This is a genomic window from Marmoricola sp. URHA0025 HA25 (genome assembly GCF_054059435.1).
Genome location: NZ_JBSSCD010000001.1, coordinates 3366844 through 3390224 on the forward strand (window position 1 = coordinate 3366844; position 23381 = coordinate 3390224).

Annotated in this window: 24 protein-coding genes; 1 reads left to right on the forward strand and 23 read right to left on the reverse strand. The window is 66.5% G+C overall.

The genetic code is table 11. The annotated features are described in order from the left end of the window. Positions 1–66: 66 nt before the first annotated feature. From ACVW00_RS16605 to ACVW00_RS16655, 11 genes are all read right to left on the reverse strand, one after another. On the reverse strand, positions 67–1218 hold the full coding sequence (locus ACVW00_RS16605; protein ID WP_457112004.1) for a sugar ABC transporter substrate-binding protein: 1152 nt from the start codon (positions 1216–1218) through the stop codon (positions 67–69). A gap of 111 nt (positions 1219–1329) precedes the next feature. Next, positions 1330–2265: an ABC transporter permease gene (locus ACVW00_RS16610; RefSeq protein ID WP_457112005.1), complete on the reverse strand. Its 936-nt coding sequence runs from the start codon at positions 2263–2265 to the stop codon at positions 1330–1332. Positions 2266–2398: 133 nt separating this feature from the next. Beyond that, on the reverse strand, positions 2399–3910 hold the full coding sequence (locus tag ACVW00_RS16615) for a sugar ABC transporter ATP-binding protein (RefSeq protein ID WP_457112006.1): 1512 nt from the start codon (positions 3908–3910) through the stop codon (positions 2399–2401). Positions 3911–4212: 302 nt separating this feature from the next. Continuing rightward, complete coding sequence (locus ACVW00_RS16620) at positions 4213–4512, reverse strand: hypothetical protein (RefSeq protein WP_457112007.1); 300 nt, start codon at positions 4510–4512, stop codon at positions 4213–4215. Then, positions 4509–5141, reverse strand: coding sequence for a CoA transferase subunit B (locus ACVW00_RS16625; RefSeq protein ID WP_457112008.1), 633 nt, complete (start codon positions 5139–5141; stop codon positions 4509–4511). The genes ACVW00_RS16620 and ACVW00_RS16625 overlap by 4 nt, the downstream gene beginning before the upstream one ends. Next, complete coding sequence (locus ACVW00_RS16630) at positions 5141–5917, reverse strand: CoA transferase subunit A (protein ID WP_457112009.1); 777 nt, start codon at positions 5915–5917, stop codon at positions 5141–5143. The genes ACVW00_RS16625 and ACVW00_RS16630 overlap by 1 nt, the downstream gene beginning before the upstream one ends. 45 nt (positions 5918–5962) lie before the next feature. Next, entirely contained in the window at positions 5963–6784 is an 822-nt protein-coding gene (locus ACVW00_RS16635) for a 3-keto-5-aminohexanoate cleavage protein (protein WP_457112010.1), read from the reverse strand. Between the two features lie 45 nt (positions 6785–6829). Beyond that, entirely contained in the window at positions 6830–7657 is an 828-nt protein-coding gene (locus ACVW00_RS16640) for a cyclase family protein (protein WP_457112011.1), read from the reverse strand. Then, entirely contained in the window at positions 7657–8721 is a 1065-nt protein-coding gene (locus ACVW00_RS16645; protein WP_457112012.1) for a 3-hydroxyacyl-CoA dehydrogenase family protein, read from the reverse strand. Before ACVW00_RS16645 ends, ACVW00_RS16640 begins: the two co-directional genes overlap by 1 nt. Then, on the reverse strand, positions 8706–9119 hold the full coding sequence (locus tag ACVW00_RS16650; RefSeq protein WP_457112013.1) for an SDR family oxidoreductase: 414 nt from the start codon (positions 9117–9119) through the stop codon (positions 8706–8708). The genes ACVW00_RS16645 and ACVW00_RS16650 overlap by 16 nt, the downstream gene beginning before the upstream one ends. Positions 9120–9124: 5 nt before the next feature. Further along, the gene (locus tag ACVW00_RS16655) at positions 9125–9472 is read right to left on the reverse strand and encodes an SDR family NAD(P)-dependent oxidoreductase (protein ID WP_457112014.1); all 348 of its coding nucleotides are present in this window, start codon (positions 9470–9472) and stop codon (positions 9125–9127) included. A 180-nt stretch (positions 9473–9652) separates the two neighbouring features. Here ACVW00_RS16655 and ACVW00_RS16660 point away from each other — a divergent pair, with 180 nt between their 5' ends. Then, positions 9653–11482, forward strand: coding sequence for a helix-turn-helix domain-containing protein (locus tag ACVW00_RS16660; RefSeq protein ID WP_457112015.1), 1830 nt, complete (start codon positions 9653–9655; stop codon positions 11480–11482). Between the two features lie 93 nt (positions 11483–11575). Here ACVW00_RS16660 and ACVW00_RS16665 read toward each other — a convergent pair whose 3' ends face one another. The 12 genes from ACVW00_RS16665 to ACVW00_RS16720 all read right to left on the reverse strand — a co-directional run bounded on the left by ACVW00_RS16665 (position 11576) and on the right by ACVW00_RS16720 (position 23170). Beyond that, positions 11576–12883, reverse strand: a complete 1308-nt coding sequence (locus ACVW00_RS16665; protein ID WP_457112016.1) for an alanine racemase — start codon at positions 12881–12883, stop codon at positions 11576–11578. 46 nt (positions 12884–12929) lie between these two features. Beyond that, positions 12930–13202 (reverse strand): hypothetical protein, encoded by a 273-nt coding sequence (locus tag ACVW00_RS16670; protein ID WP_457112017.1) that lies wholly within the window; start codon positions 13200–13202, stop codon positions 12930–12932. A 132-nt stretch (positions 13203–13334) separates the two neighbouring features. Beyond that, the gene (locus tag ACVW00_RS16675) at positions 13335–14234 is read right to left on the reverse strand and encodes a DUF6282 family protein (RefSeq protein WP_457112018.1); all 900 of its coding nucleotides are present in this window, start codon (positions 14232–14234) and stop codon (positions 13335–13337) included. Between the two features lie 39 nt (positions 14235–14273). Next, positions 14274–15200: a PfkB family carbohydrate kinase gene (locus ACVW00_RS16680; RefSeq protein WP_457112019.1), complete on the reverse strand. Its 927-nt coding sequence runs from the start codon at positions 15198–15200 to the stop codon at positions 14274–14276. Positions 15201–15329: 129 nt separating this feature from the next. Beyond that, positions 15330–15728: a RidA family protein gene (locus ACVW00_RS16685; protein WP_457112020.1), complete on the reverse strand. Its 399-nt coding sequence runs from the start codon at positions 15726–15728 to the stop codon at positions 15330–15332. Between the two features lie 26 nt (positions 15729–15754). Continuing rightward, the gene (locus ACVW00_RS16690; RefSeq protein ID WP_457112021.1) at positions 15755–16480 is read right to left on the reverse strand and encodes a DJ-1/PfpI family protein; all 726 of its coding nucleotides are present in this window, start codon (positions 16478–16480) and stop codon (positions 15755–15757) included. Between the two features lie 23 nt (positions 16481–16503). After that, complete coding sequence (locus tag ACVW00_RS16695) at positions 16504–17973, reverse strand: amidohydrolase family protein (RefSeq protein ID WP_457112022.1); 1470 nt, start codon at positions 17971–17973, stop codon at positions 16504–16506. Positions 17974–18002: 29 nt separating this feature from the next. Further along, the gene (locus ACVW00_RS16700; protein ID WP_457112023.1) at positions 18003–19223 is read right to left on the reverse strand and encodes an allantoate amidohydrolase; all 1221 of its coding nucleotides are present in this window, start codon (positions 19221–19223) and stop codon (positions 18003–18005) included. Positions 19224–19398: 175 nt separating this feature from the next. After that, positions 19399–20328 carry an alpha/beta hydrolase gene (locus tag ACVW00_RS16705; RefSeq protein ID WP_457112024.1) on the reverse strand — a complete coding sequence of 310 codons (930 nt, stop codon included), beginning with the start codon at positions 20326–20328 and terminating at the stop codon, positions 19399–19401. A gap of 27 nt (positions 20329–20355) precedes the next feature. Next, entirely contained in the window at positions 20356–21378 is a 1023-nt protein-coding gene (locus ACVW00_RS16710; RefSeq protein WP_457113130.1) for an ABC transporter permease, read from the reverse strand. Then, entirely contained in the window at positions 21378–22172 is a 795-nt protein-coding gene (locus tag ACVW00_RS16715; RefSeq protein WP_457112025.1) for an ATP-binding cassette domain-containing protein, read from the reverse strand. The genes ACVW00_RS16710 and ACVW00_RS16715 overlap by 1 nt, the downstream gene beginning before the upstream one ends. Beyond that, complete coding sequence (locus ACVW00_RS16720; RefSeq protein ID WP_457112026.1) at positions 22172–23170, reverse strand: sugar ABC transporter substrate-binding protein; 999 nt, start codon at positions 23168–23170, stop codon at positions 22172–22174. The genes ACVW00_RS16715 and ACVW00_RS16720 overlap by 1 nt, the downstream gene beginning before the upstream one ends. Positions 23171–23381: the final 211 nt, after the last annotated feature.

A 23381-nucleotide genomic window follows, 5' to 3' on the forward strand; every position in this document is an offset into this window, starting at 1 on the left:
GCTCCATCAAGACTGCGGCGGTGGACGTCCACGATCCGTCCACCGCCGATCCGGCGATGCCGCCGTCTACTCGCCAGTCCACACCTTCGTGTACGCGCCGCGATAGTCGACGTTGCTGAAGTAGTCAGACCCCGATGGCGGCATGTTGTGATCCTTGTCGATCACCGTGAAGCCGATCCCTTCCGGGACAGCCGGCGCGCCGTTGAGGAGACGATTCGTCTCATCGGCGATCGCCCAGGAGGCCCAGCGGTTGTCATATGCTCCACCATCGGCCGAGAGGCCCTGACCAGACCTGATCAGCTCCGTGGCAGCCGCGAAGCCCTCGCCTCCGACCATCAGCAGGTCCTTGGCGCGGCCCGCGTCTACCACCGCCTTCGGCAGTCCGGTGTAGGTGGCGAGCGTGTCGAATGCAAGGACCGCCGCGTTCGCCTGCGGGTACTTCACAAGGTCGGTGGTGAACTGCTGGTTGACCGGGCCGTTGGGCGCGAGTTGATTGCCCTCGAACTTGATCGTGTCGACGATCTGGCATCCCTTGCACTTGGCGAACTCACGCCGCCATGCGTCGCCCATGGACTTGCCCCACGGGCCCTGGAACTCCAGCAGGATCACCTTCGCCTTGCCCTGCGTCTGATCGATCACGTAGTCAGCCTGCTTGGTGGCGAACTCCTCGTAGAACTGCGTGGTGTCCCGAGCACTTTCGGAGAAGATCTCCTTCTGGCTGTAGAGCGAGCCGCCGGGGCAGTCGACGGACGACGCCTCGATCAGCGGAATGCCTGCGGCCTTCGCTTCCTCGAGCGCGGACTTCGCCTCGACACAGTTGATGCCGTGAGCAATGATCGCCGCCGGCTTCTGCGCGATCGCGGTTCGGATGGCGTTCGAGAACCCGTTGTTCACATTGAGCTTTCCGTCGACGACGCTGGCGCTCCAGCCCAGCGACTTGGCAGCCTCGAGAAAGTAGTCTGCGGGCTTGGCGCAACCCGGTGTCTCACCGCCGCACGACACCCAGATGACCTTCGCGCCGGCCTTGGCTTTCGGACCCGATGTCGGCGGAGTCCCCTCATTGCCGGCGTACAGCTGCTGCAGTGTCGGGACGCCCTTCGCGTACGTGGTCGTCGGACTCACGTTGCCTCCCGCCGGCGCCGCGGTCGCATCTGAACCCGAGCCGGCGCCGCAGGCCCCCAACGCGAGTGCCGAGCCCAGGAGAAGCGCGACGCCCATGAGCTGGCGCGGACGCCCTCCGCTCGAGTTGCCGTGTGACCTACCCATTTCCATCCCTTTCCTTGATGTGTCCCGAGTCCTTTTCGCCGGCTGCACCCGGCACCGATCGATCTAGTTCCCGACGCCGACCGAACGCGGTGTCTCGGCGTATGGGGAGTCGGAGCCGTCCTGAGGTGCCGCACGGTCTTCGGAGACGCGCCCCTCATGGCCCTTGTCTCGCGCTCGCTTCATGAACGTGGTGAGCCCCACCGCGATGATCAGCGCGGCGCCGTCGAACACGGGCTGGACCCAGCTCTGTGCGCCGAGCAGGGTGAAGCCGTTCACGCTGACCGCGACGAAGTAGACGCCGATGACCGTGCCCCAGATGTTGTACTGGCCGGGACGAAGCGTCGTCGCGCCCAGGAACACCGCGGTCATTGCGGGCAGCAGGAACGCGCTGGTCGTGTCCGCGCTGGCGCTGCCCGCACGCGAGGTCTGGAGCACACCAGCAGCGGCCGCGACGATTCCCGACAGTACGAAACTGGTCCAGACGGCGCGATCGACATTGATCCCGACGAGCCGTGCTGCGCGCTCGTTCGACCCGATTGCCTCCAGGTACCGGCCGAACGGCGTGTTCATCAGCAGATACCAAGCCGCCAGCGCAACCAAGATGAGCAGGACGAACGGGCGAGGGACGCCCAGCCATGTCTGAGACCCCCAGGCGCCGAACGACGTGGGGATGCCCTTCGAGATGTACGAGCCGTTCGTGTACAGCAGAACGAGACCCCCGAGAAGCGTGTAGACGCCGAGCGTGATGACGAACGCGTTCAGTCCGAGGCCGGCGATCAAGAACCCGTTGACCAATCCGATGAGGGCTCCGACGACCAGCACGACGACGATGCCGAGCGCGATCGGCCATTGGTGTGTGCCGACCGCGGATGCCATGGCGACGTTCGCCACACCAGTGGTTGCGCTCACGGACAAGTCGAAGTTTCCCGCGACGAGTGGGATCACCATGGCCAGCGCCACAAGGCCGGTGACGGCCTGGTTGCTGAGCACGTTCTTCACGTTGGCGTCGCTGGTGAAGACGGTCCCTGTCGAAGGGTTCGCGACGAAGAACCCGAACACCAGGAGGAGCAAGACGGGAAGCCCGCCCCGCTCGAGGGCGCTGAAGACATTCGTCCCGAAGGAGCGCTGGGGCCTACGCGACATGATCTTCCTTCGATCGACTCGGAGTGGCGAGCTGCAGCAGCCTGTCGGCCGAGATGTGCGGAGGACGCAGCTCGCCGACCACGCGGCCCTCCGCCATGACGATCACGCGATCCGTGACGAGAGCGAGTTCCTCGAAGTCCGAAGCAACGAGGATGACGGACGCGCCTTCCCGTACCGCGGCACGGACGAGGCCGTAGATCTCGGCCCTTGCACCGACGTCGACTCCCTGCGTTGGCTCGTCCAGGAGGAGCAGACGCGGCTTGCGTCGCAGCCACCGGGCTAGTACGACCTTCTGCTGGTTGCCGCCCGAAAGCGTGGAGAGCAGCGACCCATCCGATGCCGCTTTGACGCTGAACTCGGTCATCAACGCCGTGGTCTCGCGCTGCAACCGGCGACTCGCAATCCAGGGTCGCCTCCACGACCAGTACTCGCCCAGCGTCGCTGAGGCGATGTTGGCGCTGACGGACAGGTCCGGAAAGGATGCCTCCCCGGCGCGGTCCTCGGGAACGAACGCGATTCCGGCGGCTTTGGCGTCCGCCGGACTCGACAGCTTGATCGGCGTGCCGCCGAGGGTCATGGCACCAGAGTCAACGCGCAGGTCTCCAAAGACTGCGCGGAGGATTTCCGTACGCCCGGAGCCGAGCAGCCCCGCGATTCCCAGGACCTCCCCCCGCGCCACGGTGAGGCTGACGTCCTGGAGGGGGCCGGCCGTCAAGCCCCGGACCTCGAGCATCGGCCGAGCGTCGGTGACGTCCGGCATGTGCAGGAGCACTTCACCGATCGGGCGTCCGATCATCCGCTCGATGAGATCGTCCTGATCAATGCCCCGGTTCTCGAAGGTCTCGATGCGCCGGCCATCTCGCAGGATCGAGATCCGGTCGGACAGCGACAAGACTTCGTCGAGCCGGTGACTGATGTACAGAATCGACTGCCCCTGAGACGCGTACCGGCGCAACGTGTCCAGCAAGAGCTCCACCTCATGCACGGGTAGCGAGGCCGTCGGTTCATCGAGGATCAGCAGGCCCCGAGCGCCGTCGTTCTGAGCTTGTAGTGCGCGCGCAATGGCAACCTGGGTTCGCGCCGCTTGGCCGAGGTCACGGAGCTTCGTACCCGGGTGCGCATTGATCTCGAAGCGCTCGATCAGCTCGCCGGCCCGCGCGCGGAGGAACTTCCAGTCGATCTGTGTGCGGGCCCTGGTCGGGTAGACATGACCCAGTGCGAGGTTCTCGGTCACCGACATGTCCAGGAAGACGCCGAGGTCCTGATGCACGGCGTGGATCCCGGCCTCACGCGCAAACTCAGGCGTAGTTCGGTCCGACGCGCACTCGGCGTCGCCAACGCGGACTGTCCCGCCTTCGTCGCCCTGGTAGATCCCGCAGAGAATCTTGATCAAGGTCGACTTTCCCGAGCCGTTGCCGCCCACCAGCGAGTGGACTTCGCCTGTCGTCAGGTCGAGGTCGACGTTCGAGAGCGCCTTCGTGCCCGGGAAGGACTTCGACATCCCCCGGACCTCGACGGCTGGCGATGGGAGGTTGGGGACCGCACGATCTGGACGCGGTGTGTCAGTCATGGGTCGGTCCCACCTCCTTCTCGGTCGGCCTGAGTCCGTGGCCGATGAGAGCATCGTCACAGCCGGTCCAGAGGCCAGTCCATGGCGGTCTCAACAAGGTTCCGCCAATGCGTTGTGGTGATTTACAACGGCTGTCCGAGCGCGCCTCACCGCGGCTGCGTGGTCGGCGGCACGCGCCTCGGCCGCAATCGAGAGACGTGGCCGAGTGTCGGCAGCGACGGCGATGTGGACGCCTAGGCGCGAAGCTCGCCCGGAAGCGGCCAGTTGGCTGGCGCGTCAGCACGTGACGTGACGTGACGGCGCGCACCACGGGCCCGGGCGAGGATCCGGTGGCATTCTGCGCATGCCTCGTCCAGGGCGCCGACCTTGGGCAGTTCCCACTCGCGCAACATGCTCACCGCGAGCATGCCGCACGCGGTGGTCGTCGTTCCGAAGGTCTTCGCATGAACCCGGCAGATCGCCGAACCACGCCTCGTGCGTCTGACGTATTCAGCAACCTGGAACCAGACCGCCTCGGTCGCCGGGCCGGTCATGCGGACATCAAGCGCGGCTCGGTCTTCGCGCGGACCTCGTCCTCGGTGATGTCCGGGGCGAGCTCGACGAGATGGAGCCCGTCGGGTCGGACGTCGATCACGCACAGGTCGGTGATGATCCGCTGGACCACGGCGCGGCCGGTGTAGGGCAGCGAGCACTCGTTGACGATCTTGTAGGACCCGTCGCGGGCGACGTGCTCCATCAGCACGATCACCCGCTTCGCGCCGTGGACGAGGTCCATCGCCCCGCCCATGCCCTTGACCATCTTGCCGGGGATCATCCAGTTCGCGATGTCGCCGGTCGCCGAGACCTGCATCGCGCCGAGGATCGCGGCGTCGATCTTGCCACCACGGATCATCCCGAACGAGGTGGCCGAGTCGAAGAACGACGCGCCCCGCCTGATCGTCACCGTCTCCTTCCCGGCGTTGATCAGGTCGGCATCCTCCTCACCGGCGTACGGGTAGGGCCCGACCCCGAGGATGCCGTTCTCCGACTGCAGCACCAGCTCGACGTCGTCGGCGACATAGTTCGGCACCAGCGTCGGCAGCCCGATCCCGAGGTTGACGTACGACCCGTCGGTCAGCTCCGAGGCCGCCCGCGCGGCCATCTGCTCACGAGTCCAGGCCATCACGCACCTGCTTCCTGCGGACGCTCCCGGACCGTTGCCTTCTCGATCCGCTTGTCCGCCGCCTGCTCCGGGCTCAAAGCCACCACCCGCTGCACGAACACCCCGGGCGTGTGCACGTTGTTCGGGTCGATCTCACCTGGCTCGACCAGGTGCTCGACCTCGGCGATCGTGACCCGCCCGCACATCGCCGCCAGCGGGTTGAAGTTGCGCGCGGAGTCGCGATAGACGAGGTTGCCGTGCCGGTCGCCCTTCCACGCCCGCACCAGCCCGAAGTCCGCGACGATCGCCTCCTCCAGCACGAACTCGCGGCCCCCGAACACGCGGATCTCCTTGGCCGGGGACGCGAGCTCCACCGAGCCGTCGGTTGCGTACCTCCACGGCAGTCCCCCTTCGGCGACCTGGGTGCCCACTCCGGTCGCGGTGAAGAACGCGGCGACTCCGGATCCCCCTGCACGCATTCGTTCGGCGAGGCTCCCCTGGGGAACGAGCTCCACCTCGAGCTCGCCTGCAAGGTACTGGCGGGCGAACTCCTTGTTCTCGCCTACATAGGACGACGTCATGCGACGGATCCGGCCGGCGCTGAGCAGTCTGCCCAGCCCCCAGTCGTCGACGCCGCAGTTGTTCGACACCGCCTCCAGGTCGGTCACGTCGGTTTCCAGCAGCGCGTCGATCAGCACCGACGGGATGCCGCACAACCCGAAGCCGCCAACGACGATGGAGGCGCCGTTGTCGATGTCAGCCACCGCAGCCCTGGGGCTGGCAGCCACCTTGTCCATGTGCTCACCTCCGCTGGTCGTGGTTCTCGGCTGACAGGATGGCGTTCACCTGATCGGCGTCAGGCCGAGAATGGCTTCCGCCTCGTCCGGCGACGCGATACCGCGATCGAGACTGTCCGCGAGCCGGACTGTTCGTTCGACCAGTGGCTCGTTGCCCTTCGCCAGTTCGCCCTTGCGCAGATAGAGGGTGTCCTCCAGTCCTGCGCGCGCGTTGCCGCCGAGGCTGAGGGCCATGGCGGTGAGCTGGAGGTTGGAACGCCCGATGGCGATGATCTGCCAGATCGAGGCGTCCGGGAGTCGGTTCACCAACGTCAACAGGTTGTCCGCCGTCGCAGCAGCACCGCCCACGACGCCCAGCACTATGCTGAACTGGAGCGGGCCTGCCAAGAGACCTTCGTCGCGAAGCCGGAGACACGCGTCGATGTGCCCGGTGTCGTAGATCTCGAGCTCGGGCTTGACTCCCAATTCGAGCATCCGCGCTGCGAGCCGGCGTACGTCCTGCGGCGGGTTGCGGAACTCACCGCCACCGAAGCTCATGCTGCAGGGATTGAGCGTCGCCATCCGAGGACGAAGCTCGACGAGCTGCTCGCGCTCCTCGAAGGGAACGCTCAGACCTACGCCCGTGGAGAGCTGGATGTGAATCGGGCACCGCTCCCGGATGAGGTCCATCGTGCGGCGGGCGATGTCCAGATCGGCGGTGGGTCGATCCTGCTCATCGCGCAGATGGATGTGTGCCACGGAGGCACCGAGCGCATGCGCCTGGGCGACGTGTTCGGCTATCTCGTGGGGTTGTGTCGGGAGGTGGGGGTTGTCGCTCTTCGATGCGATCGGGCCGGTCGGCGCGACGGTGATGACGACGTTCTTCATGGGGCCTCCATGGTTCTGGGCGCGGTCGACGAAACAGGACGCGCGTCAACCTTGTTCGATCCGGTAGGTGCCGGTGGGGTCGACGATCGCAACCAGCCGGACGATGCACCCATCCCCGCCGACCCAACGCCAGGGGAAGGCGGCGAACGTCATCCGGCGGCCGGTCACCTGGTCCAGGTCGCCGCCGATGTTCTCGAAGCCGTAGATGCCGGCGCTCAGGATCGCGTTGTGGCAGGGCTCCCAGAAGGGAAAGTCTTCCCTCACCGATCGGCCCGTTTCTGCCTCGTACTCGCGTGAGGCCCAAGGAAGCAGCCCTCCGGCTTCTGCTGCGGGACCGTGTGGGCCGATGGCGGTTCCCAGTGGGTGGTCGAGTGCTTGGCAATCGGAGCCCACGGCCTTGACCTTGCGTTCCACGAACCAGTCCCCGGCTTCCTTGTAGAAGCCCGGGGAGTACGCGTAGTACTCCGCGGAGTCGGCGTACCTGCGGTGCCAGCCGGTGTTGACGATGACGAAGTCACCTGCGCGAACCTCCGTCTGAGCAGCGGCTTTCTCGAGATCCTCGGCGGTGACGACCTCCCACTTGTTCTTCGGGACGTCCAGGACGACACCGGTCCCGAAGAAGTTGCGGAGGGGAATCTCGTGGAGGAGCGGGGCGCCCTCGACCACGTGGCCGGGAGCATCGATGTGTGTGCCCGAATGCATCACCGTCGTGATCTTCTGGGTCAGCACCCGGCTCTTCGCCATTCCGTGGAGCCGTTCGATCTTGACGTCCTCGAAGTACGGCCAGGCCGGAACGCCGTGTCCCCACGGGTGGGACAAGTCGTAGAACTGCAGGTCCTTCTCTTGCGGACCCTCGGCCCAGGTGTACGTCATCAGGTGTCTCCTTCGCTCCGAGTGCTTGTCGTGCTTGCTTCGACCGGTGTGTCCCCGTGCCTGTCGGCGGACTCCCGAGCGATGCTTGCCCCCACGTGCGCCGCCAGTGCCGTGCCGGCGGCGGAGCGAGACCCGGGTGGCCAGTTCAGGAATCCGCCGCCCGACGCCGCCCCGTGTCTGCCGGCCGCGAGCAGCTCATCGAGCAAAGGGCTCGGCGCAGTCGACCTGTCGAGGGCCGGGAAGACCGCCTCGTGGATCGCACGCGTCAGCTCGAGTCCGATGTAGTCGGCGTTCTCGATCGGACCCATCTGGGCAAGCCGCAACCCGATCGTCTTGCGCGCGACGAGGTCTACGGTCTTGGCGTCGGCGACCCCGTTTGCCACCAGTGCGATCGCCTCACGCCACAGTGCGTGCTGTAGCCGGTTGCCGACGAAACCAGGCACGTCCTGATGCACCCATACAGGCTCCTTGCCGACGCGGCGCATGAGCGCCATGACGTCGGCAACGGTGACGAGGTTGGTGTGCTCGCCAGGGATGACTTCGACGACCGGGATCAGATCGGGCGGATTCCACCAGTGAGTGCCGATCGCCCGAGATCGGTCGTCCAGGTCTGAGGCGATCAAGGAGATCGGCAGCACCGAGGAGTTGGAAGCGAGGATGGCACTGGGGTTGATCGCGGTGATGTCGGCGAAGAGTCGCCTCTTGACCCCAAGGTCTTCGATCACTGCCTCGGTGACGAGATCGACACCGTCGACGGCCTCGGCCAAGGTCCTCCTCACCTCGACAGTGCCGTGCGCAGAGCCGCGCTCATCAAGGATCGACCGGGCTTCACGGCCGGCGTCCTCGAGCAGGTTGGTTTGACGATCGGTGAGGGTCACCTCGAGTCCGGCGGCAGCGAACGTTCCGGCGATCCTGCGTCCCATCAACCCCGCGCCGACCACAGCGACTCGTTGGAACCGGTGCGCGTCGCCCTCCGCAAGTGGCGTGGAGTGTTCGCTGCGCCCGTGGTCGGACTTCTGGACCGGGTGCGACTTCTCACGTCGATTCGTCATGCCGCCGTCCATCCGCCGTCGAGCACCAGGGACGACCCGGTGATGGAGTCGGAGCCCGGTCCGCAGAGGTAGGCGACAGCAGCTGCGACTTCGTCCGGTTCGATCAGGCGCCGCACTGCGCTGCGCGAGAGGAGCACATCGGTCACGACCTGATCCTCGGAGATCCCGTGGGCCGCGGCCTGGGCTGCGATCTGATCGGCGACCATGGGCGTGCGCACGTATCCCGGCACCACGGTGTTGCTGGTCACGCCATGCGGGGCGCCCTCGAGCGCGATCACCTTGGAGAGGCCCTCGATGGCGTGTTTCGCCGCAACGTACGCGGACTTGTAGGCAGAGCCGCGATGCCCGTGGGCCGACGAGACGTGCACGATGCGCCCCCACCCACGCTCGTACATGGCCGGCAGCACCATGCGGGTCAGGCGGAAGGGTGACTCGACCATGACCCGCTGCATGAGGGCGAATTGGGGGCAGTTGGAAACTGCTCGATCGGCGCGACGTACTGCAGTCCCGCGCAATGCACCACGATCTCGCCGTCCAGCGAGAGATCGTCCAGCATGTCGGGCACTGAGAGGTCGACGATCAACGCCTCACCGTCGACTTCCGCAGCCAGTTGGCGCGTCGGCTCGGACTCTCGATCGATGAGGAGCACGCGCGCGCCGTCGTCCGCAAGCCGCAGGGTGATCGCTCGGCCAATTCCGCTGGCAGCACCAGTGATGATTGCGGTGCGACCCTCGAATGGTTTCGCCGCATGCGTCGCGGTCACCGGCCCCCTCCTCTCCCGGCCTTCGAACCAGCCATCGAGGCGATCTTGGTCCGCGACCCCCGCATGTGCCATGTTTGGTGCCACAAAGAATCCGCAACTTCTTGTGGATATCTATTGAAGGAGCCGGAAATGGCGGAGGGCGCACCTCACTCCGAGGAGCTGACAGCGTGGATGCACGCTATGGCCGAGACCATTCGTGCGATGAACTCGGACGCCGACCTCGAGCGGGTTCAATCGTTGATCGCGCGCCACGTGGTGGAGCTCCTGGACTTCTCGCAGTGCGCGATCACCGTGCTCCAGCCCGACGGGGAAACGCTCAGGCTGACCGGCTCACATGGGCTGTCCAGCGAGTACATCGCGTGGTGGAACGACGCCCCGATGCGCCTGGACGAGGGCACCACGTCGACGGGCCCGCCGACTGTGCGCGCGATCCTGTCTGGTCGGCCGGCGTTCTCGACCGACGTCTTTGAGGAGGCCAGTCAGAAGCGGTGGTCTCAACGCGCTGGGCGTGAGGGTTTTCGAGCGGTCGCATCTGTGCCGTTGTTCGACGCCCAGGACCGGGCGATCGGCACGATCACCGCGTACAGCACCGTGCCGCGGACCTACCCGCCGGCGCTGTTGCGTGGGCTCACGCTGCTCGCCGAACACGCGTCGGCAGCGCTCTACGCCGCCAAGAGACGAGACAACGAGGCGGAGGCCAATCGGCAGCTGTCGCAGGTCAATGCTGGACTCAGCGCGACGCAGGAGCGCAACGACCGCCTCCACGCGATCCAGCGCGAACTGATGAACCTTCTCCTCCGCGGCGCCGGGCTCGACGCGATGGCACAGCTTCTCGCCATCGAGTTGGCGGCGACCGTCGTGATCAGAGACCAGGAGGGCACGACACTGGCCACAGCGCCTCAGGGATCACCGCTTGCCCAGCAGATCGAGCAGATCACGATCGCCGACCGTGGGGACGCCTCTGACGTGGACGACCTGGTCACCGCGTCGGAAGGTTTGTTGACCCTCCCCACGGAGCCGTGGCTGACCGCGAGCTTGGTGCCGGCGCCCAGTGGAGACGCCAACCATGCGTACCTCTGGGCCGCTCGACCAGACGAAGAGACATTCGACGATGACGAGCGCTGGGTGATCGAGGGCTGTGCGCTGTTGATCGCCCTTGAATGCAGTCGAGTCGACCAGCAGGCCCAGGCTGAGGCTCGCCTTGCCACTGATCTGTTGTCGGACCTGCTCTCTCCGGCGGCGATGATGCATCCCGACAGCGTCATGGCCCGCGCGACAGTGCTGGGCTTCGCACCCCAACAGCGCCATGCACTGTGCATGTTCGTGCCGGTGCCTCGGCAGGCGCATGCCGAAGCGCTCGGCCACCTCGTCGCAGCCCTGGCCCGAGCGTGCCGTGCGATCAATCTGCCTGCAGTGCTCGGCGCCGTCGGCGACTCCGTCGTCGTGCTGATCCCCGATGACGAGAAGGCCGGAAACCGGCCCAAGAGCCTTCCGACTCTCCTCAGAGCTGCAGAGCAGGTCCACATCTCCACGAAGTGCCTCATCGGACCTTCGCTTGCCTCACTCGCAGAGGTCCAGGGGCCACTCGAAGTGACCACTCGCGCCAGCCACCTGCTGACCGAATCCTCACCGGATGTCCTGGACCTCCAGGACCTCGGCATCTACGGCCTCCTGCTCGAATCCGGCACGAGCTCGACGCTCCAGAGATTTGCCGAGATGACCGTCCGCCAGCTCCTCGAGGCCGACCGGGGCGAATTGCTCAAGACATTGCAGGTGTGGCTGTCCATGGGCGCCTCGACCAAGGCCACCGCCGAAGCGATGTACGTCCACTACAACACCGTGAGCTATCGGCTCAGGCGCATCTCCGAGATCACCGGCCTTGATCTCTCCGACCATGCTGACCTCATGCGCTTGCAGCTCGCCCTCATGATCCATGAGGTCCGCGGATCGCTGCCTTTGAACGGCAGTGCGCCAGCCGACGCCTCGCCGCATGCTGATAGCTCCGCTTGACGGTGAGGACCTCGTGCTCGCGGATGAGCGACCGCTGCTGCGCAGCCGTAATCCGGACACGACGTGCCGGGCCCGACCAGTGTCCCGCCTTGCTCAGAAGAAGGTGAAGATCCCGTCCGTGACGTTGTATTCCTCGTCGACCAGTGGAATGAACCGCCACTTGTCGAACGCCCCGCACGGGTGGCTGATGCCGCAGACCACTTGGTCGCCGACAGCGAGGGTTGAGTTCGCCGGGATGCGGACGAACGCGTGTTGGTCGTTGAGATCGAAGACCTCGAACGCCCCGCGCACATCAGTCCAGGTGGCGGAGCCTGGCCGGCGGGTGCGCAGGGGCCGCGGCGGTCGGTAGTCGTAGGGACAGTCCCGCTTACCGAAGCCGACTACTGCCAACTCCCGAGTCGGCCGCGACCACACCGTCGCCCACAGCTCGAGCGCGGCGTGGAGCAGACCCGACCCGATCCCGGGACGTTGTCCAAGCGGTGACGTGTGGCCATACATCTCTTCGTCATGGGTCAGGTAGCAACCGCTGCGAAGGATGGTGTGCACCGGCATCGAGAACGCCGAGGGACCAAGATGTTCCACGACGAGGTCGAAGAACGCGCTGCCTCCTGCGGTCACGATGACGGGGTCCGGGTCGCACCACCCAGCCGTACCGACGGCTTCGACGACCACCTTGACGTCGGCGAGGTAGTGACGGATCGCATCGATCTTCTGGTCCATGGACGGCGCCGACATCAACCCCTCGAAGGCGCTCACGCCACGCAGGTGTACGCCGGGCGAGCGGGCCGCCCGCTCGGCAAGCGCGATGGCCTCGCCCACAGTGCGGCAGCCGGTTCGGCCGCCGTCGTACCCCACCTCGACCAGGACGGGGAGCCGGGTGCTCGAGCTGCGCTCCGCGACCACGCGCTCTGCGATCTCGATCCCGGCGACGCTGTCGACGTAGCAAATGAACTCGAGACCCGGCGACTTCCCGGCTGCCGCGTCCTCGAGCTCGGCGAGCACCCACGCGATCGCAGCCGGGTCCACGAGCTGGTTGGCCAAGAGGATCCGCGGCACCCCGAACGCGCGCATCAGCCGAGCCTGCCAAGCAGTTGCAGCAGTCATCCCCCACGCCCCCGACTCCAGCTGGCGAAGGAAGAGCTGTGGCGCCATCGTGGTCTTCCCGTGCGGCGCAAGGTCGACACCGTTCTCGCGGCAGTAGGCCGTCATCACCGCGAGGTTGTGGTCGAGCTCGGCAGCCTTCAGCACCATCGCCGGCATGTCGAGGCCGCCTGCGAGGACGTTCCAGCGCCGATGCACGACCTCGCCGGCCGGCAGCTCCTCCCCCGCCCGCAGTGCCAGGCCCTTGACCCGGGCATCGAGCCTCTTGCCGCGCAGGTCGTCGGTCCGTTGTCGCAGCACGCCCAGAGGGTCGGACCCGTCGTGCCGATCCGGTGGAGTTCGCTGCTCAGTCGAAGCCATGGTGGGCGTGCTCCAGATCTACTAGGTCACGAATCAGCGCGACATGGGGAGGAGTTGAGGCAAGCGAGCAGGACGCTGGGCCATCGACCGCCGAAAGCTCCATTACGCGCCCGGGGAGGAGGACTGCAGCCCCACCTGTGACGACGTCCCAATGCCTGTCACCCTGGGTCACCCGGACGATGCCGAAGGTCGTTACGAGTACGTGCTCCTGCTCGGTCTCGTCGACGGTGAGCGCAGAATCGGCCTCGAGCTCAACCATACGGAACATCAGCGACTGGCTGATCAGGTGGCGCACACGGGCACCGGGTGACGCCTCGATCTGCGGGAGGTCATGGGCAAGGTCGACTGGGGAGACTCCCCACGCTGCGCGTCCTGCGGTAGTCATGGGCTGCTAGCTCTCGCCGTACAGCAGGCCGGCCGTCTTCTGGCGGAGCATCAGGTCGATCTCGTCACCCGTGACGCCCTCCTCGAGGAGGATCTGTACATAGCTCCGAAGTCCTTCGGCAGGGAGGGGGTTGTGGACCTGGCCGAGGTCGGAGGACAGCACGATGTTCTCGGCCCCGATGACCTTCAGATTCTCCACCAGTTGTGGCACCGCCACGGAGAACCACTTCGGCGTCAGCATGCTGAAGGCGTAGTTCAGGGTGGCACCCAGTTCAACGAGCTCCTGCTGCTTCTCGACTTCGGAGAGTTCCGTGAACGGCATGTACGGGTGGTCGACCACGATCTTGGTGATGCCAGCCTTGGAGGCGGCTCTAACTAGGGCGACGGTCTCCTCGGGGCTCACGTGACCGACGCAGAGGACGGCGTCGTACTCCTTGATCAGCTTGAGGCAGTGGCCAAGTCCAGGCACCAGTTCGCCAGTGGCATCTGTGAGCCGGATCGGCTCGGCCTCGAAGTAGAAGTCCGGAAGCGCGATCGACTGCCGAGAGCCGTAGCCGCCGATCTGGCCGAAGTGCTTGAGTTGTTGCACCGTGTCGATCGTCGGCATCCAGACGATCCTGGCGCCCATCCGCAGCGCGTGGTCGACGGCGAACGGGTTGAGGCCGCCATGAACCAGGTTGAGCGTAATGCTGCCGAACACCTCGATGCCGTCGACCTGTCGCATCGCATCCGCGGCGCGGTCCGTGGTCATCGTGTGGTGGCTCTTGAGAACGACGGCCCTCATGCCCTTTTCGCGGGCATCCCGGACACAGTCGATGAAGTTGTGCCGGTGGAACATGGACGGCGCCTGGTGGACGTGGATGTCGATCCCACCACGGAGCAAGTCCAGGTCAAGCCTGCCGCTCATGTCGCTCCTTGCGTCGCTTCCGCTGAACAGTGCTCTGAGCTATTGGACGAGCTCGTGGCGGTACGGCGGGTCGGCGCCCGGCCGAGAGACGGTGACCGCCGCTGCGTGTGCGGCGTGTTCGAGCACGGCGGTCACCTCGTCGCGGGGCAGTGCGCCCAGGTCGGCTCGGTGGCCTGCGCCCAGCAGACGGTGCTCCCACAGCGCGTCGACCAGGCCGGCCATGAAGGTGTCGCCCGCCCCGATGGTGTCGGCCACCTCGACCGGCCGGGACTCGGTCTCGACCTGGCCCTCCCGGTCGAGCCAGAGCGCGCCTTCAGCACCGCGGGTCACGACGACCACCGCCGGGCCGAGGTCGAGGAGCGCCCCCGCCGCGTGGGCATACGAACAGTCGGGATAGAGCGCCTCCAGATCCTCGTCACTCGCCTTGACCAGGTCAGCCACGGCAACCACGGCGTCGACCCGGGCCGCGAGGTCGGGTCCAGTGCCGGTGATCACCGGACGAGCATTGACGTCGTAGGTCACCGCGGACCGCTCGCGCAGCCGGCCCAGGAGCGAGAGCACGTCCTCGGCACCCGGCTGCAGCACTGCGCCGAGCGAGCAGGTGTGCACGACCACTGGATCCTCGTCGGGGCTGACAGGATTGAGCCGCCACTCGAGGTCGAAGGTGTACTCCGCGGCGCCCGCGGTCCCGATCGTTGCCCGCGCGGTCGAGGTGTGGTCGACCGCCGCGACGTCGCAGGCCAGTTCGACGCCAGCGGCAGCCAGGTGTGCGGCGATCATCTCGCCGTGCCGGTCTGCGGCAAAGCTGGTGGCCAACCGAGTTGGCCGCCCCAACCGGGCGAGCGCAACAGCGACGTTGGCCGCACTGCCGCCCACGTACTCGGACAGGTGCCCGTCCCTTGTCTGAACGCTGTCGACAAGTGACTCCCCAACCACAAGCACGCCGCGCTCCATGTCGGCTACCACCAGCAGGAGGATGACGACGATATGAACGAGGATGAAGTAGGTCTGTGCGCTTGCATCTCTTCCTTTACCTCGAGCATCTGCACAGGGCACGTGCTGCGCGACTAGTGAGGACTGAACTCGCCGGCTCCTTCAAGCGACAATCGCAGTGGCTTCGATCTCGACGAGCTGCTGGCGGTCGTAGAGACGACTGATCTGCACAGACGTCTCTGCTGGCAGGACATCGCCGAAGAATTCGCGGCGAACGTCGTTGAACGCGCTGTACTCCTCTATGTCGATCATGTAGGTCACCATCCGGACCACGTCGCCGAGTCCCGCTCCAGCGTCGGCGAGAATCGTTCTCAGACTCGTCAGGATCTGGCGGGTCTGTTGAATGACGTCGCCCACTCCCTGGATCTCTCCATCCGCGTTGCGAGCGGTGAGTCCGGACACGAACACCCACTTCGCTCCCGCAACGTCAACCGTGACGGCATGCGTGAATCCCCCGATAGGTACGAGGTACTGGCTGCTGTTGACGTGTTCGATCGCCATCCTCGCCGACGTTCCTTCTTCCCGCATCAGCCGGCGAAGCGGGCGGACAGCCGCTTCCGTACGTCGGCCACGACCGCTGGCGGCGCGGAGTCAGGGGAACCGGCGCTGTAGGGCGGCTCCGGGGCGTACTCGATGATCAATTGGACGCGCTGCGCCTCCTGCTCGCCCTTGAGCTGCGCGGCAAGCGTGAGGGCCATGTCGACGCCGGCCGAGACGCCGGCGGCCGTGGCGTACTTGCCGTCGAACACGACGCGTTCCTTGGTCGGGATTACCCCGAACTGCTGCAGTTGGTCCAGCGCCATCCAGTGGCTGGTCGCGCGCCGACCCTCCAACAATCCGCTGGCCGCCAGGATCAGGGACCCGGTGCACACCGACGTCGTCCACACGCTCGTCTTGTCGACTGCGCGCAACCATTCATGAAGCTTCCCGTCGGTCATCTGATCGGCCTGGCCGGGGCCGCCGCCAACGAGAACGACATCGGGATCGGTGACGTCATCGAGCGAGGCGGCGACGTCGATGGTGAGACTGCCGAGGTCACTTGTGATCAGGCCCGGCTGCTCGGCGATGTAGACGACCTCAGTGTCGGGGAGGCGCCCCAGGACCTCGTAGGGACCCACCGTGTCCATCGACGTGAAGCGGGGATAGAGGACGATTGCGACCTTCATGATGCTCCTCGGTTTGCCGGTGACTTGCTGACTTCGATGCTGCTGCGCGGCCGAGGCCGCAAGAAGGACGCGTGGCCCACCTGTCATGCCATCTCTTTGCCGTCGACCTCTCACCCTCCGCGAATCGGGCGGCCCGGGAACGCGTCCTGCTGCAGTCGTCCATCACTGACCACCGCGACGCCGTTGACGAGGACATGCACAAAGCCGGTCGAGGGGCTGGTCGAGTGGTGGTACGTCGCTGTGTCGGTCACCTGGTGGGCGTCGAACACCACCACGTCGGCGTCACAACCGGGCTGCAGCCGACCCTTGCGGCGCATCGCGGGCGCGGCACTTTCCAGTATCCGAGCCGGCTCGAGGCTGCACCGCGAGAGCGCCTCGAGCAGGCTCAGCGCGCCGGACTCGCGCACCGTGATCCGCAGTGTGCGGCCGTAGGTGCCGGCGCTGCGCGGGTGCGTCCGCACGTGGTCCGGTGGCGGCCAGGTGCGTGGATCGAATGCGTGCCCCGGCTCCACCACGAACGGGACCGCGTCCGAGGCGATAACAGATCCCGGCAACGTGGCAATCCGGGTTATCCGGTCCGGCTCCGCGTCCTCGTCGAAGGATCGGATGAAGGCCAGGCCCGACGGGTCGCCGGCACGAAGTTCGAGCAAACGTCCGAGCGATGCGACAGTCTCGCCGGTCCGTGCGTACACCACGTCGTGGGGAGTGCCGGTGGCGCCGAGCACGGCCAGCCGGTCGGGACGGAAGTAGTCGGAGCCGATCGAGGTCATCCCCGCGCCGTAGGGGTAGACCTCGCTGGTCACCGTCGCCCCCTCAGCGCGGACCCGCTCAACCAGTCGCTGCACACGATCGAGGTGTCGGGTCGACGTGGAGTTGATGTGGCAGTAGTGCATGTGCGCACCGGTCTCGGCAGCCACCCGGGTCAGCTCCTCGGCTCCGTCCACGACGATGTCCGGGAACTGTTCGACGAGCGGCCGCGCGTGGGTGAACGTCGGGACGCCGACGGCAGCAGCCAACGTTGCGAGGGCGACATACTCCTCTGGTTCAGTGTCCGGCGCGTACCCCAGGAGGATGCCGATCCCTAGGGCTCCGTCCGCCAACTCGCGGCCCATGAGGTCCAACAGGAATGCGGTCTGCGTCGCTGTCGCCCGCTCGCGCCAGGCGTCCTCGCCGAGATGGTCGAGTGGCCCGTCTCCATCGCTGACGAGTGGGGCACCCGCCACCACGTGCCGGCGCATGCGTGCCCAGGAGGCGGAGTAGCCGTAGTTCAATGGCCGGCCCTCGGCGGCGGCGCGCTCGTAGGCGAGCGATACCGGGGCCGCACCTGCCTCGAGCTCGAGCGCGGTTGTCACGCCATCCAGCGCCTGGAGCCGGGCCTCGGCCAGCGACTGCCCGTGGCTGTGCAGGTCGATGAAGCCGGGCGCGACGACCAATCCCCGGACGTCGAGCTCGCGTCGGCCGTCGAGCGGCACTTCGGACACCGAGACGATCCGGTCACCGACGATGCCGACGTCGCTGACGGCATCCAGTCCCGTCTCAGGGTCGAGCACACGGCCGCCGCGCAGGACGAGGTCGCACATCGGAGGTGAGGCCCGATCCGATACGCGTCTCACAGGCTCGGCCCGGTCAGAAGGTCTTGAAGGACGTCGGCAAGTGCCTCGGCGCCGCGCTCACCGTCCGCGTCCTCGATCGCCTCGCCGGGCGCGTGCGACACACCGGTGGGATTGCGTGTGAACAGCATCGCCGTAGGCACGACGCCTGCGAGAACACCGGCGTCGTGGCCAGCGCCAGCATCGAGTTGTGGCGCGGACGGCAGTACCGCGCCAAGCCGTTCACGCAGTGCGCCGTCGAGGCCGACCGCGTCGCCGTAGGACTTCTCCACCAGCGTCAGATCACATCCCTCCTCCGCTGCGGCGATCCATGCCTCGTCGAGGATCGTCGCGACGAGGGATCTCGCGATGTCGTCGTGGTGGTGGCGGACGTCGAGCCAGATCTCGACCCGCGATGCGATCACGTTGGTGCCGCCCGGGACCACCTGGAGACGACCAACCGTTGCGCGCGCTCCCGGAACGCTGCGAGCTGCGTTCCGCACCGCGATCACGACGGCTGCCGCCACGACGACCGGGTCCCGCCTGTCGCTCATCCGCGTGGCTCCAGCGTGGTTGGCCTCACCAGTCACGATCAACCGCCACAGCCCGTGTCCGATGATCGAGGCCCCGATCGCGACGGGCTGATTGACCACCGCGAGGCCGCGGCCCTGCTCGAGGTGCAGCTCGACGAAGGTGCCGATCCGGCCCAAGGTCTCCTCGTCGCGTCCGATGTACTGCGGATCGACGCCCGCGACCGACAGCGCGTCCGCCAAGGTGGTTCCATCGGTGTCGCGGAGCCGGAGAGCGTGCTCGGGCGCTAGCGCTCCGGTCAGGAGCTGCGAACCCAGGCAGGCCTGGCCAAACCGACCGCCTTCTTCCTCGGGGAAGACCACCAGCGCCAGCGGCCGCGTCGCCGTGCGACCCCGGGCGTCGAGGAGATCGAGAGCGGTGAGCGCGGACGCGATGCCGAGTGGTCCGTCGTACGCGCCGCCGCCCGGGACCGAGTCGAGGTGGCTCCCCGTGACCACCGCGCCACTCATCGAGCCGCCGGGACCGGGCCGCCAGCCCCAGAGCAGGCCGTTGCGGTCTGTGTGTACGTCGAGTCCGCGGGCACTCGCTTCGGCGGAGAACCATTCGCGCAGCTCGAGCTCTGCCCGTGTGTAGGCGAATCGCGAGTAGCCACCGCGGCGTAGGTCTCGGCCGACGTCTTGGATGGCGGACAGAAGTCCGGCGACCGTCATCCTGCTCCCCTGCTCCGGTGGCCTGCCGTGCGGACCGTGTATCGCGGCTCGTCGCCCGACACGTGCCGCGCCGCGGACGTGAACACATCTACGGGGCCCGCGACATCGAGGGGCTGTACCCGATCGAACAAAACGACCCGGACGGTGCGGGTCCGCGTCGAACATGTGTGCATGGTCAGGCTCGGACGACTGCTCGGTCGATGAGTCCGCTCAAAGTCTCGGTGAACCGCGCGAACGCGCGGTCGGCCGACGGAACTCGCGGCGCGTAGTCGATCCAAGCGTGCGTGAGCTCAGGGTTGAGTTGCACGGTAACGGCAACGCCGGCCTCCTCCAGCCGTCGCACGTAATCTTCCTCCGCCGAACGCAACACGTCGTGGCCAGCGATCGCCATGAAAGCCGGCGGCAGATCGGCCAGCGACGAAGCCCGGCCAGGCAACGCATACGCCGAGCCTGCGGCCGCCTCGGTCGAGGAGTACTGCGCGAAGTAGAACTCAAGGTCTGCGAGGCGGCCGGGCTCTACCTCCTGCCAACTGGGCAGGCTGAAGTCGTCGTCGATCGCAGGGTAGATGAGCACCTGGAGGTCGATCCGCGGTCCGCCCGCGTCGCGCGCCCACAGCGCGATCGAGGCCGTGAGAGTGCCACCTGCGCTGTCACCCCCGACGATGAGGGGAAGATCGGGGTGGAGGGTGCTCGCCCACACCACTGCGTCGCAAGCACCTTCAAACGGGGCAGGGAACGGGTGTTCGGGCAACATCGGATAGTCCACTGAGACCACCATCGCGCCGGTGTCCCGACTGATCCGACGCGTGACGAAGTCGTGCGTGTCGATGTCGCCGAGCATCCACGCGCCCCCGTGAAGATAGACGACGATTGCGGTTGGTTCCCCGGTCTCGTAGATCCGCACGGGGATTTGTCCGTGGCGGCTCGGCACCTCCATGTCATAGAGCCGATCCACCGTCGGTGGGGTGACGCCGCGAGTGAAGACAGCGATGTCGTCGAGCATCGTCTGGCGCAACTCCTGGATCGTCCGGTCGGCGGCACGCGCAGTCGGCACTTGGAGCTCCGCCATGAGGCGGTCGACATCGGGGTCGATGGGCTGGTCCATGACTCTCCTATGAGCAGGTGTGTGGTATCAGCGCTTGCGATAGATCCGCGAGCGGCGGAGGTGGTCAACGGCAACGGCGCAGACGAGGATCGCGCCGATGATGATGCTGTTGTACTGCGGCGGGATCTCCGTGAGCACGAGTGCGTTGTCGATGAGGGAGAGCAAGACTGCTCCGACGGCGACGCCCTGGATGCTCCCGAGGCCACCCATCAGGCTGACGCCGCCGATGAGGACGGCAGTGATCGCGATCAGGGTGGTGGATGTGCCGCCGGCGGTGACCTGGCCGGCGCCTACTCGAGCGGAGTAGATCAGCCCGGCCAGGCATGCGGTCGCGGCTGCGATGACGTAGAGAGCAAGGTCGAGTCGGACAACGCGGAGTCCATTGCCAACTGCGGCGTCGCGGTTGCCGCCGAGCGCCCGGACGTTGACGCCGAACCTCGTCCGCTCCAGGAGGAACCAGAACAGCACGCCGACCATGAGCGCGATGAGCACGATGATTGGCACTCCACCGACGTCACCCTGGCCGATGCGCTGGAAGTTGTCGGGAAGCGGCAGGACGTCATTGCCGTCAGTGACGAGATTGTCGATCCCGGTCAGCATGTAGTAGGTGCCGAGTGTCGCGATGATCGGCGGCACGTGCAGGTAGGTGATGAACGCGAAGTTCGCCACGCCGACCGCGCCGCAGATCGCCAGCCCGACAAGCGCTGCGAGCGGCCACGGGAGCCCGCTGTCAACCATCAACTTCGTCGCCAGCAGCGCTCCGAGGGTGAAGACCGCGCCCGGCGAGAAGTCGAAGCCGCCTCCGATGATGAGCAGCGCCGCTCCGCAGCCCATGACAAAGTAGATGACGCTGCTACGCAGGATCTCATTGAGGTTGGGACTGGTGAGGAAGAGGCTTGAGCGCGATGCCGCGAGTGCCCCGATGACCACGATCACGATCAGCAGCGTGGTCTCTTGGCGCAGCAGCACTCTGGTGAGCACACTCTCGCGAGCTGAACCATCCGAGGTGGCCCCGGCCGGAGCCACTGGCTTGTCTGTGGTCATGGTCATCACGCCACCTCGTCGTCTTGGCCGGAGCGCGGGCCGCGGTCATCCAAAGGCACGTCGGGGGCCACGGCACCGGTGATCATGCCAATGATCTCCTCGCGCCCGACGTCGCCGACTCGCCGAGTGCCTACCGTTCGACCTAGCCGCAGGACGGTTACCCGGTCGGCATGGGCGAAGACGAAGTCGATGTCGTGGCTGACGATGATCACTGCTTTGCCCGCGCCCCGCAGTTCGTCGATGATCTCTGCGATGTGTGCGGTCTCCTGCACTCCTAGTGCGGCTGTCGGTTCGTCGAGCAGCATGATCGGCTTGTCCATTCGTACGGCCCTGGCGATGGCGACGACCTGCCGCTGCCCGCCCGAGAGCAGGCCGACTGGCGTTCGGACGTTGCCGACGCGCACCTTGAGGTCTTTGAGGACCTTGGCGGCCTCCCGCTCCATCCGGCGTCGATCCAGGACGATGCCGAACTTGCGCGGCAGGTTTCCCAGCGCCATGTTGTGGGCTATGTCGAGGCACTCGACGAGGGCGAGGTCTTGGTAGACCACCGCAATTCCTCGCTCCTGGGCGTCGGCCGCGGAGCGGACGCCGCCGATGTCCACGCCGTTGACGAGGATCTCGCCCTGGTCAGCCCGGTGGATGCCGGAGATGATCTTGATCATCGTCGACTTTCCGGCGCCATTGTCCCCGACAATCGCATGCACTTCGCCCGCGTAGGCGTCCAGTCGTACATCCTCGAGAGCCGATACCGAACCGAAGTACTTGCGGACACCGCGCGCTCGCAGCGCCGGGTCACCCATCAGGACCAGCCTTGGTCCACGAAGGTCTGCACCTGGTCGGCGGTGACAGCCTTGAGCCCGACGGGGACCACCGGGGGCGTCTTGCCCTCCAGCTTGTCGGCGACACCGTCCATCATCTGCGTGCCGAGCGTGCAAACGTTCTGGAGCAGCATCACCCTGGCTGTCCCGTTCTTGATCGCTTCGAGGCCCCCGTTGTCGACGCCGAGCGGCTGGAGGAAGGTCCTTCCCTTGAGTCCCTTCGCCTTGATGGCTGCGGTGGCTCCGGGGGTGGTCGTGCCCATGTGCGTCACGATGTCGGTGATGTCCGGGTGTGCAGTGAGGAGGGCGGTGACCTGTGGCAGCGCCTTGGAGGCATCGTCGCCGGTGAAGACCTCGCCAACGATCTTGACGTTGTTGGTCTTTGCGGCCGCCGCCTTGATGCCGTCGAGCCAGTTCTTGCCCAACCCGGTGTCTGCGGCAGCCACAAGCCCCACCACGTGGTTGCCGGGCTGGGAGGCGACTGCATTGATCATCGTCTCACCGATGAGAGTGAAGTCGGGGCCGATGTTGTAGTCGGCACCACTTTCCGGGGTGCCGGCACCGTAGATCGTGCCGGTGGTGATGCCAGCGGCCTGGGCCTGCTTGAGGACTTGGCCGAATCCGTCGCTGGTCGGGAACGTGATGATGGCGTCCACCTTGTTCGCGGTGGCCTGCTGGACTTGCGTGATCATGGCGTTGGCATCAATGGCCTGGCCGCTGGCGCCGCTCTCCTTGTAGTCGAGGCCACGCTTCTTGGCCTCCTTTTCCATGCAGTCGCCGATCTGCTTCCAGGTCGGGTAACTGGGGAGCGGGTTGACGAACTGGACAACCTTCTTGCCCGAGCTGCCTGCGCCGCCATCCGACTTGGCACTTGCGTCGTTGCCGCCGCAACCGGCCAGGCCCGCGAGGGCGATCGCCGCGGCGGAGAGAGTCGCGAAGGTACGCATGTGACCGAGCCGAGTGGTCGTTGTGGTGGTCATGTTGTTTCTCCTGTTGACGTCCGCGGCTCGGGCCGTGGTGGTGGTTGTGTCGCTAGCTCTGGCAGGTGTGCCGGCGCTTGTGGTTGCCCTCGTGGTTCGTATGGGGTGGTTGGTCTGGACGTGCATGCTGCGAGGCCGAACGATCCTTGGCTGCCCGAGTTAGAGGCTCCGAAGCTCGCTGAGTGGCGGAGGCCGGCTGGGCACCTGCTTG

Coding starts and splice junctions, on each gene's coding strand:
- ACVW00_RS16615 (WP_457112006.1), bottom strand. CDS start 3,910: ATGTCGAAGTCCTTCCCGGGCACGAAGGCGCTCTCGAACGTCGACCTC.
- ACVW00_RS16630 (WP_457112009.1), bottom strand. CDS start 5,917: ATGGACAAGGTGGCTGCCAGCCCCAGGGCTGCGGTGGCTGACATCGAC.
- ACVW00_RS16700 (WP_457112023.1), bottom strand. CDS start 19,223: ATGACGGTCGCCGGACTTCTGTCCGCCATCCAAGACGTCGGCCGAGAC.
- ACVW00_RS16720 (WP_457112026.1), bottom strand. CDS start 23,170: ATGACCACCACAACGACCACTCGGCTCGGTCACATGCGTACCTTCGCG.
- ACVW00_RS16660 (WP_457112015.1), top strand. CDS start 9,653: ATGGCCGAGACCATTCGTGCGATGAACTCGGACGCCGACCTCGAGCGG.
- ACVW00_RS16705 (WP_457112024.1), bottom strand. CDS start 20,328: ATGGACCAGCCCATCGACCCCGATGTCGACCGCCTCATGGCGGAGCTC.
- ACVW00_RS16650 (WP_457112013.1), bottom strand. CDS start 9,119: ATGGTGCTGCCGGCCATGTACGAGCGTGGGTGGGGGCGCATCGTGCAC.
- ACVW00_RS16620 (WP_457112007.1), bottom strand. CDS start 4,512: ATGACCGGCCCGGCGACCGAGGCGGTCTGGTTCCAGGTTGCTGAATAC.
- ACVW00_RS16685 (WP_457112020.1), bottom strand. CDS start 15,728: ATGGCGATCGAACACGTCAACAGCAGCCAGTACCTCGTACCTATCGGG.
- ACVW00_RS16715 (WP_457112025.1), bottom strand. CDS start 22,172: ATGGGTGACCCGGCGCTGCGAGCGCGCGGTGTCCGCAAGTACTTCGGT.
- ACVW00_RS16625 (WP_457112008.1), bottom strand. CDS start 5,141: ATGGCCTGGACTCGTGAGCAGATGGCCGCGCGGGCGGCCTCGGAGCTG.
- ACVW00_RS16695 (WP_457112022.1), bottom strand. CDS start 17,973: ATGTGCGACCTCGTCCTGCGCGGCGGCCGTGTGCTCGACCCTGAGACG.
- ACVW00_RS16640 (WP_457112011.1), bottom strand. CDS start 7,657: ATGACGTACACCTGGGCCGAGGGTCCGCAAGAGAAGGACCTGCAGTTC.
- ACVW00_RS16605 (WP_457112004.1), bottom strand. CDS start 1,218: ATGGGCGTCGCGCTTCTCCTGGGCTCGGCACTCGCGTTGGGGGCCTGC.
- ACVW00_RS16710 (WP_457113130.1), bottom strand. CDS start 21,378: ATGACCATGACCACAGACAAGCCAGTGGCTCCGGCCGGGGCCACCTCG.
- ACVW00_RS16635 (WP_457112010.1), bottom strand. CDS start 6,784: ATGAAGAACGTCGTCATCACCGTCGCGCCGACCGGCCCGATCGCATCG.
- ACVW00_RS16670 (WP_457112017.1), bottom strand. CDS start 13,202: ATGGTTGAGCTCGAGGCCGATTCTGCGCTCACCGTCGACGAGACCGAG.
- ACVW00_RS16645 (WP_457112012.1), bottom strand. CDS start 8,721: ATGGACGGCGGCATGACGAATCGACGTGAGAAGTCGCACCCGGTCCAG.
- ACVW00_RS16690 (WP_457112021.1), bottom strand. CDS start 16,480: ATGACAGGTGGGCCACGCGTCCTTCTTGCGGCCTCGGCCGCGCAGCAG.
- ACVW00_RS16675 (WP_457112018.1), bottom strand. CDS start 14,234: ATGAGCGGCAGGCTTGACCTGGACTTGCTCCGTGGTGGGATCGACATC.